The sequence below is a fragment of the Caulobacter flavus genome (assembly GCF_003722335.1).
GTDB lineage: Bacteria > Pseudomonadota > Alphaproteobacteria > Caulobacterales > Caulobacteraceae > Caulobacter > Caulobacter flavus.
This window is the reverse complement of the sequence record NZ_CP026100.1, coordinates 465,214-480,984: the sequence shown is the minus strand read 5'-3', so window position 1 is coordinate 480,984 and position 15,771 is coordinate 465,214. Positions and strand designations below refer to the sequence as shown.

At 69.2% G+C, this 15,771-nt stretch carries 13 protein-coding genes; 7 read left to right on the top strand and 6 right to left on the bottom strand.

Annotated elements, in window-relative coordinates; translation table 11 throughout:
- The first annotated feature begins 13 nt into the window (after positions 1-13).
- The 6 genes from C1707_RS02285 (at position 14) to gyrB (ending at position 7,093) form a co-directional block, all read left to right on the top strand.
- A complete protein-coding gene (locus C1707_RS02285) occupies positions 14-1,957 on the top strand; it encodes a S9 family peptidase (protein ID WP_205686814.1) in 1,944 nt (647 codons plus the stop codon).
- Positions 1,954-2,316: a hypothetical protein gene (locus tag C1707_RS02280; RefSeq protein WP_101711717.1), complete on the top strand. Its 363-nt coding sequence runs from the start codon at positions 1,954-1,956 to the stop codon at positions 2,314-2,316. The genes C1707_RS02285 and C1707_RS02280 overlap by 4 nt, the downstream gene beginning before the upstream one ends.
- Positions 2,317-2,566: 250 nt before the next feature.
- Entirely contained in the window at positions 2,567-2,944 is a 378-nt protein-coding gene (locus C1707_RS02275; RefSeq protein WP_101711718.1) for a VOC family protein, read from the top strand.
- Between the two features lie 96 nt (positions 2,945-3,040).
- The gene (locus tag C1707_RS02270; protein WP_101711719.1) at positions 3,041-3,382 is read left to right on the top strand and encodes a hypothetical protein; all 342 of its coding nucleotides are present in this window, start codon (positions 3,041-3,043) and stop codon (positions 3,380-3,382) included.
- Between the two features lie 85 nt (positions 3,383-3,467).
- On the top strand, positions 3,468-4,646 hold the full coding sequence (gene recF / locus C1707_RS02265) for a DNA replication/repair protein RecF (protein WP_101711720.1): 1,179 nt from the start codon (positions 3,468-3,470) through the stop codon (positions 4,644-4,646).
- Positions 4,643-7,093: a DNA topoisomerase (ATP-hydrolyzing) subunit B gene (gyrB, locus tag C1707_RS02260; protein WP_101711721.1), complete on the top strand. Its 2,451-nt coding sequence runs from the start codon at positions 4,643-4,645 to the stop codon at positions 7,091-7,093. Before recF ends, gyrB begins: the two co-directional genes overlap by 4 nt.
- 69 nt (positions 7,094-7,162) lie before the next feature.
- Here gyrB and C1707_RS02255 read toward each other — a convergent pair whose 3' ends face one another.
- The 5 genes from C1707_RS02255 to C1707_RS02235 all read right to left on the bottom strand — a co-directional run bounded on the left by C1707_RS02255 (position 7,163) and on the right by C1707_RS02235 (position 14,317).
- The gene (locus C1707_RS02255) at positions 7,163-7,810 is read right to left on the bottom strand and encodes a flavin reductase family protein (RefSeq protein WP_101711722.1); all 648 of its coding nucleotides are present in this window, start codon (positions 7,808-7,810) and stop codon (positions 7,163-7,165) included.
- 199 nt (positions 7,811-8,009) lie between these two features.
- Positions 8,010-9,404: an efflux transporter outer membrane subunit gene (locus C1707_RS02250; protein ID WP_101711723.1), complete on the bottom strand. Its 1,395-nt coding sequence runs from the start codon at positions 9,402-9,404 to the stop codon at positions 8,010-8,012.
- 148 nt (positions 9,405-9,552) lie between these two features.
- The gene (locus C1707_RS02245) at positions 9,553-12,735 is read right to left on the bottom strand and encodes an efflux RND transporter permease subunit (protein WP_101711724.1); all 3,183 of its coding nucleotides are present in this window, start codon (positions 12,733-12,735) and stop codon (positions 9,553-9,555) included.
- Between the two features lie 165 nt (positions 12,736-12,900).
- Positions 12,901-14,076, bottom strand: coding sequence for an efflux RND transporter periplasmic adaptor subunit (locus tag C1707_RS02240; protein ID WP_101711725.1), 1,176 nt, complete (start codon positions 14,074-14,076; stop codon positions 12,901-12,903).
- Between the two features lie 61 nt (positions 14,077-14,137).
- Positions 14,138-14,317, bottom strand: a complete 180-nt coding sequence (locus tag C1707_RS02235) for a hypothetical protein (protein ID WP_101711726.1) — start codon at positions 14,315-14,317, stop codon at positions 14,138-14,140.
- A 168-nt stretch (positions 14,318-14,485) separates the two neighbouring features.
- Here C1707_RS02235 and C1707_RS02230 point away from each other — a divergent pair, with 168 nt between their 5' ends.
- Entirely contained in the window at positions 14,486-15,127 is a 642-nt protein-coding gene (locus C1707_RS02230) for a TetR/AcrR family transcriptional regulator (RefSeq protein WP_101711727.1), read from the top strand.
- A 91-nt stretch (positions 15,128-15,218) separates the two neighbouring features.
- Here the strand turns inward: C1707_RS02230 and C1707_RS02225 are convergent, their stop codons facing one another.
- Positions 15,219-15,686, bottom strand: coding sequence for a low molecular weight protein-tyrosine-phosphatase (locus C1707_RS02225; protein ID WP_101711728.1), 468 nt, complete (start codon positions 15,684-15,686; stop codon positions 15,219-15,221).
- Positions 15,687-15,771: the final 85 nt, after the last annotated feature.

Genomic DNA, 15,771 nt, shown 5'->3' with positions numbered 1-15,771 from the left:
CGGAGACGCCCTCGTGAAATCACGCCTGTTCGCCCTCAGCCTCGCCCTGGCGCTGTCGACCTCGACCCTGGCTCTCGCCCAGAACGCGCCGGTCGAGCGCCGCGAGATCGGCAATCAGATCCTCGAGAACGTGCCGACGGCCGATCCGGCGATCCGGGCCGGCCTGGCGCGCTACCAGAACGCCCGCAGCGCCAGCTTCCAGGACTGGGCGGCCGGCGGCGGCATGCTGGTCGTCACGCGCTTTGGCAACACCAACCAGATCCACCAGGTCGCCGCGCCCGGCGCCGACCGCAGCCAGCTGACCTTCCACGACGAGCCGGTCAGCGGCGTCCACACCCTGCCGGGCGGCGAGGTGCTGTTCTCCAAGGACACCGGCGGCGACGAGTGGTTCCAGCTGTTCGTCCGCGACGCCTCGGGCAAGGAGGTCCAGCTGACGGAAGCCGGGACCCGCAACCAGTCGCCGGCCTGGTCGGGCGACGGCAAGGTGCTGGTCTGGAGCCGGGCGACCAAGGGCTCGGCCAACTACGACGTCGTCATGCGCGATCCGTCCGCGCCCGACGGCCGCCGCGTGATCTTCAAGGGCGAGGGCCAGGTCTCGCCGATCGACGTCTCGCCCGACGGCAAGACCGTGCTGCTGGGCCGCTACTACTCGATCGGCGAAAGCAAGCGCTGGCTGCTCGACGTGGCCAGCGGCAAGACCACCGAGCTGAACCCGGCGAAGGGCAAGGTCTCGTACGACGGCGGCCTGTTCACGCCGGACGGCAAGTCGATCCTGATGTTGTCGGACGAGGGCTCGGACTTCATGCGCCTCGTCGAATTCGACCTGGCCACCGGCAAGAAACACCTGGTCTCGGGCGAGCGTCCCTGGGACGTCGAGGACTTCAAGCTGTCGAAGGACGGCCGGGTGCTGGCCTACGTGGTCAACGAGGACGGCTATTCCAAGCTGGTCGTGCAGGACTTCCGCACCCGCCGCGCCCTGCCGCAGCCGACCCTGCCGGGCGGGGTGGTCTCCAACCTCGCCTTCTCGGAAGACGGCTCCAAGCTCGGCTTCTCCCTGGCCACGCCGACGGCGGCCAGCGACGCCTGGAGCTTTGATCTCTCCAACGGCCAGGTCACGCGCTGGACGGCCTCGGAGCTGGGCGGCCTGGACGCCAAGGCGCTGGTCAGCCCCGAGCTGGTGCGCTTTTCCTCGTTCGACAAGCGCTCGATCCCGGCCTTCGTCTACAAGCCCAAGCTGGCCGCCGGACAAAAGGCTCCCGTGATCATCGACATCCACGGCGGTCCGGAAGGCCAGTCGCGGCCGGTCTTCAACCCGTTCCACCAGCACACCGTGGCCGAGTTGGGGGCGGCGGTGATCGTCACCAACGTTCGCGGCTCGTCGGGTTACGGCAAGACCTTCCTCAATCTCGACAACGCCGAGAAGCGCGAGGACTCGGTCAAGGACATCGGCGCGCTGCTGGACTGGATCAAGACGCAGCCGGACCTCGATCCGAACCGCGTGGTGGTCTACGGCCAGTCCTATGGCGGCTACATGTCGCTGGCGGTGATGACCCACTATTCCGATCGCCTGGCCGGCGGGGTCGAACGCTACGGCATCTCCAACTTCGTCTCGTTCCTGCAGAACACCGAGGCCTATCGCCGGGATCTTCGCCGGGCCGAGTACGGCGACGAGCGCGACCCGAAGATGCTGAAGGCCTTCGAGACGATCTCGCCGCTCAACAACGTTTCCAGGATCACCAAGCCGATGCTGGTCATGCAGGGCTGGAACGACCCGCGGGTGCCCAAGTCGGAGTCCGACCAGGTGGTCGCCAAGCTGCGCGAGAAGGGCGTGGAGACCTGGTACGTCCAGTTCAAGGACGAGGGCCACGGCTTCGCCAAGAAGATCAACAACGACCGCCGCCGCGAGGTCGAGACCCAGTTCCTGCAGAGGGTGCTGGGGACCGGCGCTAGCCAGTGAGCAATCGGGGCGGTCCCGCCGGCCTGCTGCGCGAGGACCGCTTCGACGACCTCTTCGACCGCATGCTGACCCTGTGGGCGGCGATCGACTTCGCCGGCTGCTCGACTTGGTTCGAACGGTCGGAAGCGGTCGCCGCCGCCTTTTCCTCGCTGGCGCACGCGGTCGATCTTTCTGCGATGAACGTCGCGGTGCATCGGGCGATCGCCGAGGATGCGCCGTTCGAGGCTCCGGTGCGCGAGCTGGCGGATCGCGCCATCGCCCGCGAGGTCTTCGAGGTCGAGATGCGCCGCGTTCTGCTGGGCGCGGCGGGCGTCTGGCGGCTGGCCGACGTCGAGGTGGCGCGGGGGTATTTCGGGTAGGGCGGTTTCCCGTACTCCCCAAATCTTTGTCATCCCGGCCGCAGCGAAGCGGAGAGCCGGGACCCAGGGCCGGCGCGGTGCGGTTGCCCCTGGGGCCCGGGTCTGCGGCCCGCTGCGCGGCCCTCCGCCCGGGATGACGATGTTGAATGTACTGTAAATCCTATGGTGGAGTAGGGATTTACTGCGCTCTTGCCCCCCGTCGCCGCCCCATGCCAACGTCCGTTTCATAAAAAAACGGGAGAGGCTCGCCATGGCCAAGATCAGCTACATGACCGTCGGTTCGAACAAGCTGGAGGAGGCCAAGGCCTTCTACGACGCCCTGCTGGGGTCGATCGGCATGCGGCCGCTGTTCGAGCACCCCTCGGGCGGCCGGCTCTATCGTGGCAAGGGTGTGGGCATGTTCGGCGTGCTGGGCCCCTATGACGGAAACGCCGCCTGCATCGGCAACGGCATGATGGGCGGCTTCGACTTCGACACCCGCGAGGAGGTCGACGCCTTTCACGCCAAGGCCATCGAGCTTGGCGGAACCTGCGAGGGCGCGCCGGGCGAGCGCATGCCCAAGGCCTATTTCGCCTATTTCCGCGATCTCGACGGCAACAAGCTGTGTGCGTACCGGCTGGGCGAGTGAGCGTAAGGGCCGGGCCGCGAAGGGGGCGACTTGCACCCTAAGATATTCTTCGGCGAAGATGCGATCTTGGGTTTTGTGTGGCGACGGGGGGAGCCAATGGCCTTGTTCTACGACCGTGATCCTTCGCCGGGTTACCCCTTCTTCTTCGGGTTCGAGGCGCAGGGTCGCGGGAACGAGTCGGTCAACGTCCACATACGGATTGAAGGCCGCCCCCCTGTAAGCTTCTCTGCGCAGCCGCCCTTCTACCCGAGCAGCATCGACATCCCGGCCGACGCCGATGGTGAGACCCTGTCCATCCGCGTGTCCTCCCCGGGTTTCGTCGACCATCTCGACTTCACGATCCGGCCGGATCCGGACGAGGAATTCCTGCCCGAGGACGCAAAGAAGATGTGGCGCTACCCCAACGGCGGAAAGAAAGGCCGCGAACGCGGCGGCTAGGCTCGCGCGCTTAGACGGGAAGGTGCGGGGGAACGACCAGCGGGAGAGGTTTCAGTCCGGGCCGTCCTGCCTTAAAGACACGCCCATGGCGTCCGCCACCATCGCCCGCCTGCGGCTCACCGACTTCCGATCCTACGAGCGCGCCGATCTTCAGGTCGGCGGGCGCAGCGTCTACCTGTTCGGACCCAACGGCGCGGGCAAGACCAACCTCCTGGAAGCCGTCAGCCTGCTGTCGCCGGGCAAGGGCCTGCGCGGGTCGAGCCTAGCCGAGGTGGGCCGCCGGCTGCCGGGCGAGAGCGTCGGCCGGGCCTGGGCCGTGGCCGCCGAAGTCGAGCAGGCCGACGGCGAGCTGCTGAAGGTCGGCACGGGCACGGAATTGGCCGGCGCCGCGCGCCGCATCGTCCGCATCGAGGGTGAGACCGTGCCGCCGGGACGCCTGGCCGACCACGTGCGGCCTATGTGGCTGACCCCGGCTCAGGATCGCCTGTTCCTCGAGGCCGCCTCCGACCGCCGCAAGTTCTTCGACCGGCTGGTGTTCGCCGCGGAACCCTCCCACGCCAGCCACGCCAACGCCTACGACAAGGCCCAGCGCGAGCGCATGCGCCTGCTGTCCGACGCCGCCGAAGGCGGGGCGCCCGCCGATCCGGCCTGGCTGACGGTGCTGGAGGCGCGGCTTGCCGCGGCCGGGGCGCTGATGGCCCACGCCCGGGCGCGGACGCTCACCGCCCTGCAGGCCGAGATCGACGGACGCGGCGACCGGCCGTTCCCGCAGGCGCGCCTAGCCCTCACCGGAGCGTGGGAGCAGATGGCCCTCACCGGCGCCGACGAGGCCGAGATCGAGCTTCAGCTGGCGAGCGCGCTGGCCGCCGCGAGGCCCCGCGACGGGGCGGCGGGAAGGGCCTTGACCGGTCCGCACCGGGGCGATCTGGCGGTGTTCCACGTCGACAAGGACCGTCCGGCCTCGGAATGCTCCACCGGAGAGCAAAAAGCGCTGATTTTGAACCTGGTTTTGGCCCAGGCGGCGAGACTTTCGCGTGCGGAATCCGCGCCGAATCCTATAGTGTTGCTCGACGAAGTCGCCGCGCATCTCGACCTTACCCGGCGAGCCGCTCTGGCCGATGAACTCACGGCGCTCAAGCTCCAGGCCTTCCTCACCGGCACGGACGAGTCGCTGTTCGACCACCTCAAGGGTCGGGCGTTGGGCGTGCGCGTCAGCGAGGCCGGCCTGACCCCCCTTGAGTTTACGGCTCTGGAAGACGAATGACCGAGAATACCGAAGGCCAAGTTCCCGAAGCTCCCGAAGAAGCCGTCGCCGGCGAATACGGCGCGGACTCGATCAAGGTCCTCAAGGGCCTCGACGCGGTGCGCAAGCGTCCCGGCATGTACATCGGCGACACCGACGACGGCTCGGGCCTGCACCACATGGTCTACGAGGTGGTGGACAACGCCATCGACGAAGCCCTGGCCGGCCACGCCACCAAGGTCCAGGTGATCCTCAACGCCGACGGCTCGGTGACGGTCACCGACGACGGGCGCGGCATCCCCACCGACATCCACGAGGGCGAAGGGGTCTCGGCGGCCGAGGTCATCATGACCCAGCTGCACGCCGGCGGTAAGTTCGACCAGAACAGCTACAAGGTCTCGGGCGGCCTGCACGGCGTGGGCGTCTCGGTCGTCAACGCGCTGTCGGACTGGCTGGAGCTGCTGATCCACCGCAACGGCAAGGTCCACCAGATGCGCTTCGAGCGCGGCGACGCGGTGACCTCGCTGAAGGAAACCGGCGTCTCGCCGGTGCGCGAGGACGGCCCCAAGGCCGGCGAGGTGCTGACCGGCACCGAAGTGACCTTCTTCCCGTCGAAGGACACCTTCGCCTTCATCGAATTCGACCGGAAGACCCTGGAGCACCGCCTGCGCGAGCTGGCGTTCCTGAACTCGGGCGTCACGATCTGGTTCAAGGACAACCGCGACGCCGAGCCGTGGGAAGAGAAGCTCTATTTCGAGGGCGGCATCGAGGCCTTCGTGCGCCACCTCGACAAGGCCAAGACCCCGCTGCTCAAGGCGCCGATCACAGTGCGCGGCCGCAAGGACAAGGTCGAGCTCGATCTCGCCATGTGGTGGAACGACAGCTACCACGAGCACATGCTGTGCTTCACCAACAACATTCCGCAGCGGGATGGCGGCACGCACCTTTCGGCCTTCCGCGGCGCCCTGACCCGGGTGATCACCAGCTACGCCGAGAGCTCGGGCATCCTGAAGAAGGAAAAGGTCAACCTGGGCGGCGAAGACAGCCGCGAAGGCCTGACCTGCGTGCTGTCGGTCAAGGTGCCGGACCCCAAGTTCAGCTCGCAGACCAAGGACAAGCTGGTCTCGTCGGAAGTGCGCCCGGCCGTGGAAAGCATGGTCGCCGAGGGCCTGTCGACCTGGTTCGAGGAACACCCGAACGAAGCCAAGCAGATCGTCAGCAAGATCGCCGAGGCCGCCGCGGCCCGCGAAGCCGCCCGCAAGGCGCGCGAACTGACCCGCCGCAAGAGCGCGCTCGACATCACCAGCCTGCCCGGCAAGCTGGCCGACTGCTCGGAACGCGACCCGGCCAAGTCCGAAATCTTCATCGTCGAGGGTGACTCGGCCGGCGGCAGCGCCAAGCAGGCCCGCAACCGCGACAACCAGGCCGTCCTGCCGCTGCGCGGCAAGATCCTGAACGTCGAGCGGGCGCGCTTCGACAAGATGCTGTCGTCCGACCAGATCGGCACGCTGATCACGGCGCTGGGCGCCGGCATCGGCCGTGACGACTTCAACCCGGACAAGGTGCGCTACCACAAGATCGTGCTGATGACCGACGCCGACGTCGACGGCGCCCACATCCGCACCCTGCTGCTTACCTTCTTCTACCGGCAGATGCCGCAGCTGATCGAACGCGGCTACATCTACATCGCCCAGCCGCCCCTCTACAAAGCCGCCAAGGGCAAGTCGTCGCGCTACCTCAAGGACGACGCCGAGATGGACGCCTTCCTGGTGGACGAGGGCGTCGACGGCGCCGAGCTCGACCTGGCCTCGGGCGAGCGCCTGATCGGCCAGGACCTGCTGGCCCTGGTGCAGCTGGCCCGCTCGGCCAAGGCCAATATCGACCGCCTGGCGGCCCGCGCCCCGGCCTTCGCCATCGAGCAGGCGGCCCTGGCCGGCCTGCTGGGCGAGAGCCCCAACGCGACCGCGGCGGCCGCGCGCCTCGACCTCTACAACGAGGAGGGCGACGGTCCGTGGTCGGGCGAGCGTGGCGACACCGGCTTCGTGTTCAGCCGCGTGCGCCGCGGCGTGTCGGAACGCGTCGTGCTCGACGACGTGTTGCTGCACGCCGCCGACGCGCGTCGCCTGGCCGAACGCGGCGTCAAGCTGGCCGAGGTGTTCGCCAAGCCGGCCGTGTTCCGCCGCAAGGACAAGTCGAGCACCATCCGTGGCCCGCTAGACCTGGTGCAGACCGTGCTCGACGCCGGCCGCAAGGGTCTGACCATCCAGCGCTACAAGGGCCTGGGCGAGATGAACCCCGACCAGCTGTGGGAAACCACGCTGGACGTCGACGCCCGCACCCTGCTGCAGGTCAAGGTCAACCACGCCGACGACGCCGACGACATGTTCAGCCGCCTGATGGGCGACCTGGTCGAGCCGCGCCGCGAGTTCATCCAGGAAAACGCCCTGGACGCCGAAGTCGACGTCTGACCGGCGACCAGAAGCACTCGAAGCCCTCCCGAGCCGATGGTTCGGGAGGGCTTTTTGTTTGGGGCCCGTTCAGGCCGCTGGAATGTCGGTCTTGGTTGGGCGGAAGATCTCGAACATCGCCGCCGGCTCGACGGCGATGTAGTCGCCCCGGCCGCCCCAGCGCAGGATCGGGCGTCCGGCGGGGGCGTCGTAGACGCGGTCCTCGCGGATCAGGCGGCGATCGATGTGGACGGCGACGACCTCGCCGAAGGTCATCCAGGTCTCGACCGCCTCGCCGGCCGCCGTGGTCAGCTGGAACGACTGGGTGACGCGGCATTCGAAGTTCACGGGGCTTTCCAGCACGCGCGGCGCGGCGATCAGGCTGCTTGGCGCCGGCGTCAGGCCGGCCAGTTCGAACTCGTCACGGCCGTGCTCGGCAGGGGCGGAGGTCATGTTCATCGCCTGGGCCAACTCGCGCGTGGCCAGGTTCCAGCAGAACACGCCCGTGGCCTGGACGTTGGCGATGGTGTCCTTCCAACCGGTCGAGGCGAAGCCGACGATCGGCGGGGTGTAGTTGAAGGCGTTGAAGAAGCTGTAGGGCGCCAGGTTGCGCCGCCCGGCGGCGTCGACGCTCGAGATCCAGCCGATCGGGCGCGGGCCGACGATGGAATTGAACGGGTCGTGGGCCAGGCCGTGGCCGTCGCGGGGGTGGTAGACATAGGCGTCGGCGGCGGCCATGGGCGGGGGATCCTAACCGATGGAAACCTCTCCCATGGGGAGAGGGAGGGGCCCGCGCCGAAGGCGTGGGAGGGTGAGGGGGTAAGGCCTATCCCGATTGGCTTGGGCGGGCCAACCTGAAGCGTCGAAACCCCCCACCCTCCCATGCTGCGCATGGGCCCCTCCCTCTCCCTCTGGGAGAGGGTCTCCCTTCCGGACCTCAGCTCCAGCCGCCGCCGAGCGCCTTGTAGATCGCCACCACGTCGGTGTTGACGCCCGTCTCGGCGACGGTCAGCGAGTCTTCCGCCGCCAGCAGGGTGCGTTCGGCGTCGAGCAGGACGAGGAAGTCGATGCCGCCTTCCTTGTACTGGATTCGGGCCAGTTCGGCGGCGCGGCGGGAGGCGGCGGCCTGGTCGGCCAGGCTCTTCAGCCGGGCCTGGCGCTGGGCGTAGGAGACCAGCGCCGTCTCCAGGTCCTCGATCGCCGCCAGCACCGTCTGGTCGTAGGCCGCCAGGGCCGCGTCGTTGCGGGCTTCCGCCGCCTTCAGCCGCGCGCGGGCGCCACCGAGGTCGAGGGCGGGCCAGCTGACCGCCGGGGCGACCGACCAGGCCTGGCTGACGCTGTTTCCGAAGCCCGACGACGTGCCCGACAGGAAGCCGACGAAGCCGGTGACCCGGACGCGCGGGAAGAGGTCGGCCGTGGCCACCCCGACCTTGGCGGTCTGGGCGGCCAGGCGCCGTTCGGCCGCCTGCACGTCGGGGCGGCGGCGCAGGAAGTCGGACGCCTCGCCGATCGGCAGGGCGGCGACCAGCGGGGCCGGCTCCTCGGCGCGCGGGGCCAGCTGGGCGTCCAGCGCGCCGGGCCGCTGGCCGGTCAGCACCGCCAGGCGATAGCTGGCGCGGGTGGCGGCGGTGACGAGGTCTGGGATCGTGCCTTCGGTGGCGTTGAGGCGGGCCTCTGCGCTGGCCACGTCGATCGCCCCGCCGGCCCCGGCCTCGAACCGCACGCGGGTCAGGCGCAGGGTGTCGCGCTGGGTCTCGAGGTTGCGGCGGGCCACCGCCAGGCGGGCCTGGGCGCCGCGCAGTTCCAGGTAGTTGCGGGCGACTTCGGCGGCGACGCTCACCTGCACGTCGCGCAGGTCGGCCTGGGCGGCCCCGGCTTCGGCGCTGGCGGCCTGCACGCCCCGGCGGACGCGGCCGAAGAGGTCGATCTCCCAGGCGGCGTCCAGGCCGGCGCGATAGCTTTCGACCTCGACCCGCTGGTCGGAGAAGCCGGGCTGCTGCTGCTTGGTGTCGGTGTAGCCGCCCGAGGCGGTGACGCGCGGAAGTTGGTCCAGGCGCGCGTCCTTGAACAGGGCGCGGGCCTCGTCGACGCGGGCCACGGCGACCTTGAGGTCGAGATTGGCGGCCAGGGCCTGGGACACGAGAGCGTCCAGCGTCGGGTCGCCGAACGCCTTCCACCACTGCGCCTCGGGATTGGCGGCGGTGGAGACGGCGGGCGTGGCGTTCTGGAGGGCGACGGGGGCGGGGGCCGGGGCCTTGTAGGTCGGGCCGACGGCGCAGGCCGTGGCCAGCAGCGAGGCGCCGGCGATCAGGGCTGAGCGAAGAAGGGTCATGGGGACCTCGGGAAGTCTCCCTTCCCCCTTCGATGGGGGAAGGGGCGGGGATGGGGGTGGTGCTGAGGTGGGAGTAGGAGCGCGGCCGACGCCGCTTCACCCCCACCCCTGGCCCCTCCCCCATCGAGGGGGAGGGGAAAGGTTCTCGTCAGTGCGCCTGCGCCTCCACCGCCGGCTCCGTCTTGACGGTCGCCAGCGACTTGCGGCCCGAGAGCCGGCGGATGACGTAGTAGAACACCGGCGTCAGGATCAGGCCGAAGACGGTGACGCCCAGCATGCCGGAGAACACCGCCACGCCCATGGCCCGGCGCATCTCGGCCCCGGCCCCGTGCGACACCACCAGCGGCCAGACGCCCATGATGAAGGCGATCGAGGTCATCAGGATGGGGCGCAGGCGCAGGCGGCAGGCTTCCAGCACCGCCTGCAGCGGCGTGTCGCCCTCGATCTCGCGTTCGCGGGCGAACTCGACGATCAGGATGGCGTTCTTGCACGCCAGCCCCACCAGCACGATCAGGCCGATCTGGGTGAAGATGTTGTTGTCGCCGCCGGTGACCAGCACGCCGACCAGGGCCGACAGCAGGGTCATCGGAACGATCAGGATCACCACCAGCGGCAGGCTCCAGCTTTCGTACTGGGCGACCAGCACGAGGAAGGCCAGCAGCACGCACAGCGGGAAGATGTAGATCGCCGTGTTGCCGGCCAGGATCTGCTGGTAGGTCAGCTCTGTCCATTCGAAGCCGATGCCATTGGGCAGTTCCTCGGCGGCGATCTTCTCCAGCGCGGCCTGGGCCTGGCCGGTCGAGAAGCCGGGCGCCGGGCCGCCGTTGATCTCGGCGGTCAGCATGCCGTTGTAGTGCATCTCGCGGTCGGGACCGGTGGCCTCCTTGAAGCTGACGAAGGCGCCCAGCGGGATCATCTGGCCGTCGCCGTTGCGGGTCTGCAGGCGCAGCATCTGCTCGGGCTGCAGGCGGAAGTCCTGGTCGGCCTGCACGTTGACCTCGTAGGTCCGCCCGAAGCGGTTGAAGTCGTTGACGTACAGCGAGCCCAGATAGACCTGCAGGGTCTCGAACAGGTCGGTTAGCGACACGCCCTGGGCCCGGGCCTTCTCACGATCGATGTCGGCCTGGATCTTCGGGACGCTCACCTGGTAGCTGGAGAACACGCCGGCCAGGGCCGGATCCTTCTGCGCCTTGGCGATGATCGCCTGGGTCTGCTTGTACAGCTCGTCCGAGCCGAGGCCGGCCTTGTCGACGATCTGCATGCGGAAGCCGCCGATGGTGCCCAGCCCCTGCACGGACGGCGGCGGGAAGACCGCGATCTGGGCGTCGGGGATGGCGGCGAACTTCTGGTTCAGCTGGCCGACGATGGCGCCGGCCGAGAGGTCCTTGCTCCGGCGGTCCTTGAAGTCGCTGAGCGGGAAGAACACCGCGCCGGCGTTGGGGCTGTTGATGAAGCCGTTGGCCGACAGGCCGGGGAAGGCCACCGAGTGCTCGATGCCCGGGGTCTTCATGGCGATGTCGCCCATCTGCTTGATCACGGCCTCGGTGCGGTCCAGCGAGGCGGCGTCGGGCAACTGCACGACGGCGACCACATAGGCCTTGTCCTGCTGCGGCACGAAGCCGGACGGGGTGCGGGCGAAGGCCAGCGCCGTCAGCAGCAGCAGACCGCCATAGACGAACAGCGAGGCGGTCGAGCGGCCCAGGGTCGCCTTCACGCCGCGGACATAGCCGTTCGAGGCGCGGTGGAAGACCTTGTTGAACGGCGTGAACAGCCAGCCCAGCAGGCGGTCGATCAGCTTCTGGAAGCGGTCCTTGGGCGCGTGGTGCGACTTCAGGAGCACGGCGGCCAGGGCCGGCGACAGGGTCAGGGAGTTGATGGCCGAGATGATCGTCGAGATGGCGATCGTCAGGGCGAACTGGCGGTAGAATTGGCCCGACAGGCCGGTGATGAAGGCCGTGGGGATGAACACCGCGCACAGCACCAGGGCCACGGCGATGATCGGGCCGGTGACCTCGCTCATCGCCTTGCGGGTGGCCTCGGGCGGCGAGAGGCCGTTCTCGATGTGCCGCTCGACGTTCTCGACCACGACGATGGCGTCGTCGACGACGATGCCGATGGCCAGCACCAGGCCGAACAGGGTCAGCGCGTTGAGGCCGAAGCCCAGCAGCAGCATGATCGCGAAGGTGCCGATCAGCGAAACCGGCACGGCCAGCAGCGGGATCACCGAAGCGCGCCAGCCCTGCAGGAAGATCACCACCACGATGACCACCAGGATGATGGCCTCGATCAGGGTGTGGACCACCGAGTCGATGCTTTCCTGCACGAAGGCGGTGGTGTCGTAGATGATTTCGTAGTCGACCCCCTCGGGGAAGTCCTTCTTCAGCTCCTTCATGGTCTTCTTGACCTCGGCCGCCATCTCCAGGGCGTTGGAGCCGGGGCGCTGGAAGATCGGCACGGCGACGGCCGACTTGTTGTCCAGCAGGGAGCGCAGGGCGTAGTTGTTGGCGCCCAGTTCGACGCGGGCCACGTCGCCCAGGCGGGTGATCTGGCCGTCGGCGCCCGAGCGGATGATGACGTTGCGGAACTGGTCCTCGTCGGTCAGGCGCCCGGGGGCGTTGATCGACAGCTGGAAGTCGGCGCCCGAGCCGGCGTTGGGCGGCGCGCCCAGCTGGCCGGCGGCCACCTGGACGTTCTGCTCGCGCAGGGCCCGCACCACGTCGCCGGCGGTCATGCCCAGGGCCGCGACCTTCTCCGGATCAAGCCACACCCGCATGGAGTAGGCGCCGGCGCCGAAGATCTGCACGTCGCCCACGCCGTCGATGCGCTTCAGCCGGTCGCGCACGTTCAGCTGCGCGTAGTTGCTGAGATAGAGCATGTCGTAGCGGTTGTTGGGCGAGATCATGTGCACGACCAGGGTCAGGTCGGGCGAGGCCTTGTTGGTGGTCACGCCGATGCGCTGCACCTCCTGGGGCAGCTTGGGCAGGGCTTGGGCGACGCGGTTCTGCACCTGCACCTGGGCCTTATCCAGGTCGGTGCCCAGCGCGAAGGTCACGGTCAGGATCATGGCCCCGTCCGAGGCCGACTGGGACGACTGGTAGATCATCCCCTCGACGCCGTTGATGGCCTGCTCCAGCGGCGCGGCCACGGTCTCGCCGATCACCGACGGGTTGGCGCCGGGATAGGCCGCGCGGACCACGACGGTCGGCGGCACCACCTCGGGGTACTCGCTGATCGGCAGGTTGGGCAGGGCCACCAGCCCCGCGATGAAGATGACGATGGACAGCACGGCGGCGAACCGCGGTCGTCCGACGAAGAATTTTGCGAAATTCATGGGGAGCGTCCGGAGAGGGGAGGGACGAGTTTGGAGACCCCCTCCCCCTTGATGGGGGAGGGGCAGGGGCGGGGGGTGTCTGCGGCGGTGGGGCTGGCGCCTTGTTCTGACGCGCTGTCACCCCCATCCCCGGCCCTTCCCCCATCGAGGGGGAAGGGAGGAAGATCAGTTCTGGCTCGTGGCGGTCGCGACGGCGGCCACCTTGCGCGGGCCGACTTCAAGCTGGCCCAGATCGGCGGCCTCGGTCTTCACCGCCACGGGCGACACGGCGTCGCCCGGCTTGACCTTCTGCAGGCCGCCGACGATCACCCGGTCGCCGGGCTTCAGGCCCTGGCGGATGACCCGCAGGTTGCCGGCCAGCGGACCCACCTCGACCGGGCGGTACTGGGCCTTGTTGTCGGCCCCGACGACGATGACGTAGCGCTTGCCCAGGTCGGTCGCGACGGCGCGGTCGGGCGCAAGAGCCACCGTCTGGGCGGCGGCGCTGACCAGGCGGATGCGGGCGAACAGGCCCGGGGTGAACTTGCCGTCGGCGTTGGCGAAGATCGCCCGGCCGCTGATCGTGCCGCTCTTGGCGTCCAGGGCGTTGTCGATGAACGACAGCTTGCCCTCGTGCGGATAGCCGTCCTCGGTCATCAGGCCCATATAGACCGGGCTTTCCTTGCCGCGCTCTGCGGCCGCGTACTTCAGGAAGGTCTGCTCGTCGGCGCTGAAGGCGGCATAGATCGGCGCGTCGGAAACCACCGTCGTCAGCATGTCGGCCTGGGTGACAAGGTTGCCGCGGGTGATGCGGGCCTTGGAGACGCGGCCGTCGATCGGCGAGACCACGCGGGTCCATTCCAGGTTCAGGCGGGCGGTCTGCAGGGCGGCCTGGGCGGCGGCGAGATTGGCCTGGGCGGCCTTTTCTTCCGAGGCCAGGCGGTCGAATTCGCTGCGGGCCAGGGCGTTCTGGTCGATCAGTCGCTGGCCGCGCTCGCGGTTGACGACGGCGAGATCGAGGCCGGCCTTGGCGCGGGCCACCTCGGCGCCGGCGCGGGCGGCCTCGGCCTGGAACGGGCGCGGGTCGATCTCGAACAGCACCTGGCCCTTGCGGACATAGGCGCCTTCGGAGAAGCGCACGCTGTTCACATAGCCGCCGACCCTGGGCCTGATGTCGACGGTGTCGACCGCTTCGAGGCGGCCGGTGAAGTCGTCCCACTGGCGCAGCGACTTGAAGGCCACGTCGGCGACGGTGACCTGGACGGCGGGGGCGGGGCCCTGTTCGGGCTTGGCCTGGGCGCTGCAGGCGGTGAGGACCGCCAGCGCGGCGAGGCCGGCGAAGGTGTTGATGGCTTGGCGCATCGGGAGACCTGTCGAAAGAGACGCTCGGGGAGGTGAGCGGACGGGGAGGGGGACGCTCGGACTATTCCCAGGTCGGCGGGCGGTAGGGCCGCGACGACCGGGAGCGGGGCTTGGGCGCGGTGGCCTTGTCGATCCAGCGTCGGATCGAGCGGCCGTGGCGGGCCGCGCTGGCGACCCACCCCGTGGAGAGGCAGGCCTTCGTCGCCTCGGGGGCGGCTTGAATGTCGCTCGCGTTCGGCATGGCTTGCGCTCCGTTCCGGGGGTAAGAGGGGGAGAAATGTCGCAGGGTCTGTTGCTTGACTTGGCTCGGCGGAATTACGATTTAGGATGTGACGATACCGTTCGGTATCTCTCCATGGCGGAGAGATACTGACCGGTAACTCTCACGTCAAGGCGAGGTGCTGCGAAAATGGCTGCGAGAAAATCTGGGGAGGTCGGCTCGGGGGAGCTGGGAGCCGGGACGGCGTGCGCGCCGGACGGGCCGCCGGCGTCCAAGAGACCCGCCCGCGACCGGATCTTCGAGACGGCCCGCGAGCTCTTCTACCAGCACGGCATCCGGGCCGTCGGCGTCGAGGCCATCGCGGCCGAGGCCGAGGCCACCAAGATGACCCTGTACCGGAACTTCCCGTCCAAGGACGAGCTGGTCGCCGAGGTCCTGCGCGAGCAGGAGCGCGAGTACTGGGCCTGGTGGGACGGGGTGACGGCCTGCTGCTGCACCGATCCGCGCGCCCAGCTGGAGGCGATCTTCGACGCCTTCGAGACCAAGGCCTGCGACATGAACGTCCACGGCTGCCCGCTGGCCAACGCCGCCATCGAGCTGCACGAGGAGAACCATCCGGCCCAGCAGGTGTCGGTGAACTACAAGCGCTCGCTGCACGCCCGGCTGATCGACCTGTGCAGCCGCGCCGGCGCCAGCGACACCGAACTGGCCGACGCCCTGATGCTGCTGATGGAGGGCTCCTACACCGCCCGCGTCACCCTCGGCGCCGACGGCCCCGCCCGCTCGGTCGCCCGCGCCGCGCGCAGCCTGATCCGCGCGCACCTGGGGTAGGAACACAAGATCCTCCTCCTCTGGGGGAGGTGGCGCGAAGCGCCGGAGGGGGGACGTTCTCAGCTTCCGCTGAAGCAGACGTCCCCTCCCGTTACGAAGAGGGCTTTAGCTTCGCCGCCAGCCCCCGCGCCCCGGCCACGGCGTCGGCCCAGGAGATCTCGAACCCGCCGTCGTCGCCGTAGTACGGATCGGCCACCGCCTGGCCGGCGCGCCCCTCGACATGGTCGAGCAGCAGGCTCAGCCGGGCCCGGCCGCCCGCTGGCGCGAGGCGCTTGAGATTGCGCAGGTTGTCCAGATCCAGCGCCACCACGTGGTCGAAGCGCTCGAAGTCGGCGGCCGTCACCTGCCGCGCGGCGTAGTGACCGATCTCCACCCCGTGCCGCCGCGCCGTCGCCTGCGCCCGCCGGTCCGGCGGATCGCCCGCGTGCCAGCTGCCGGTGCCGGCGGAATCCACGACCACGCCCAGCCCCAGCCGCTTGGCCTCCAGCCGGAAGGCGGCCTCGGCCAGCGGCGAGCGACAGATGTTGCCCAGGCAGACGAAGAGCACGGAGACGGTCATCCCGCAGCGCTAAGGCCAAACCCTCCGCCCCGGCAACCCGGAATTTTCGGGAGGGTCTGCGCGGACCGGCGGGCGTCCGGACCGC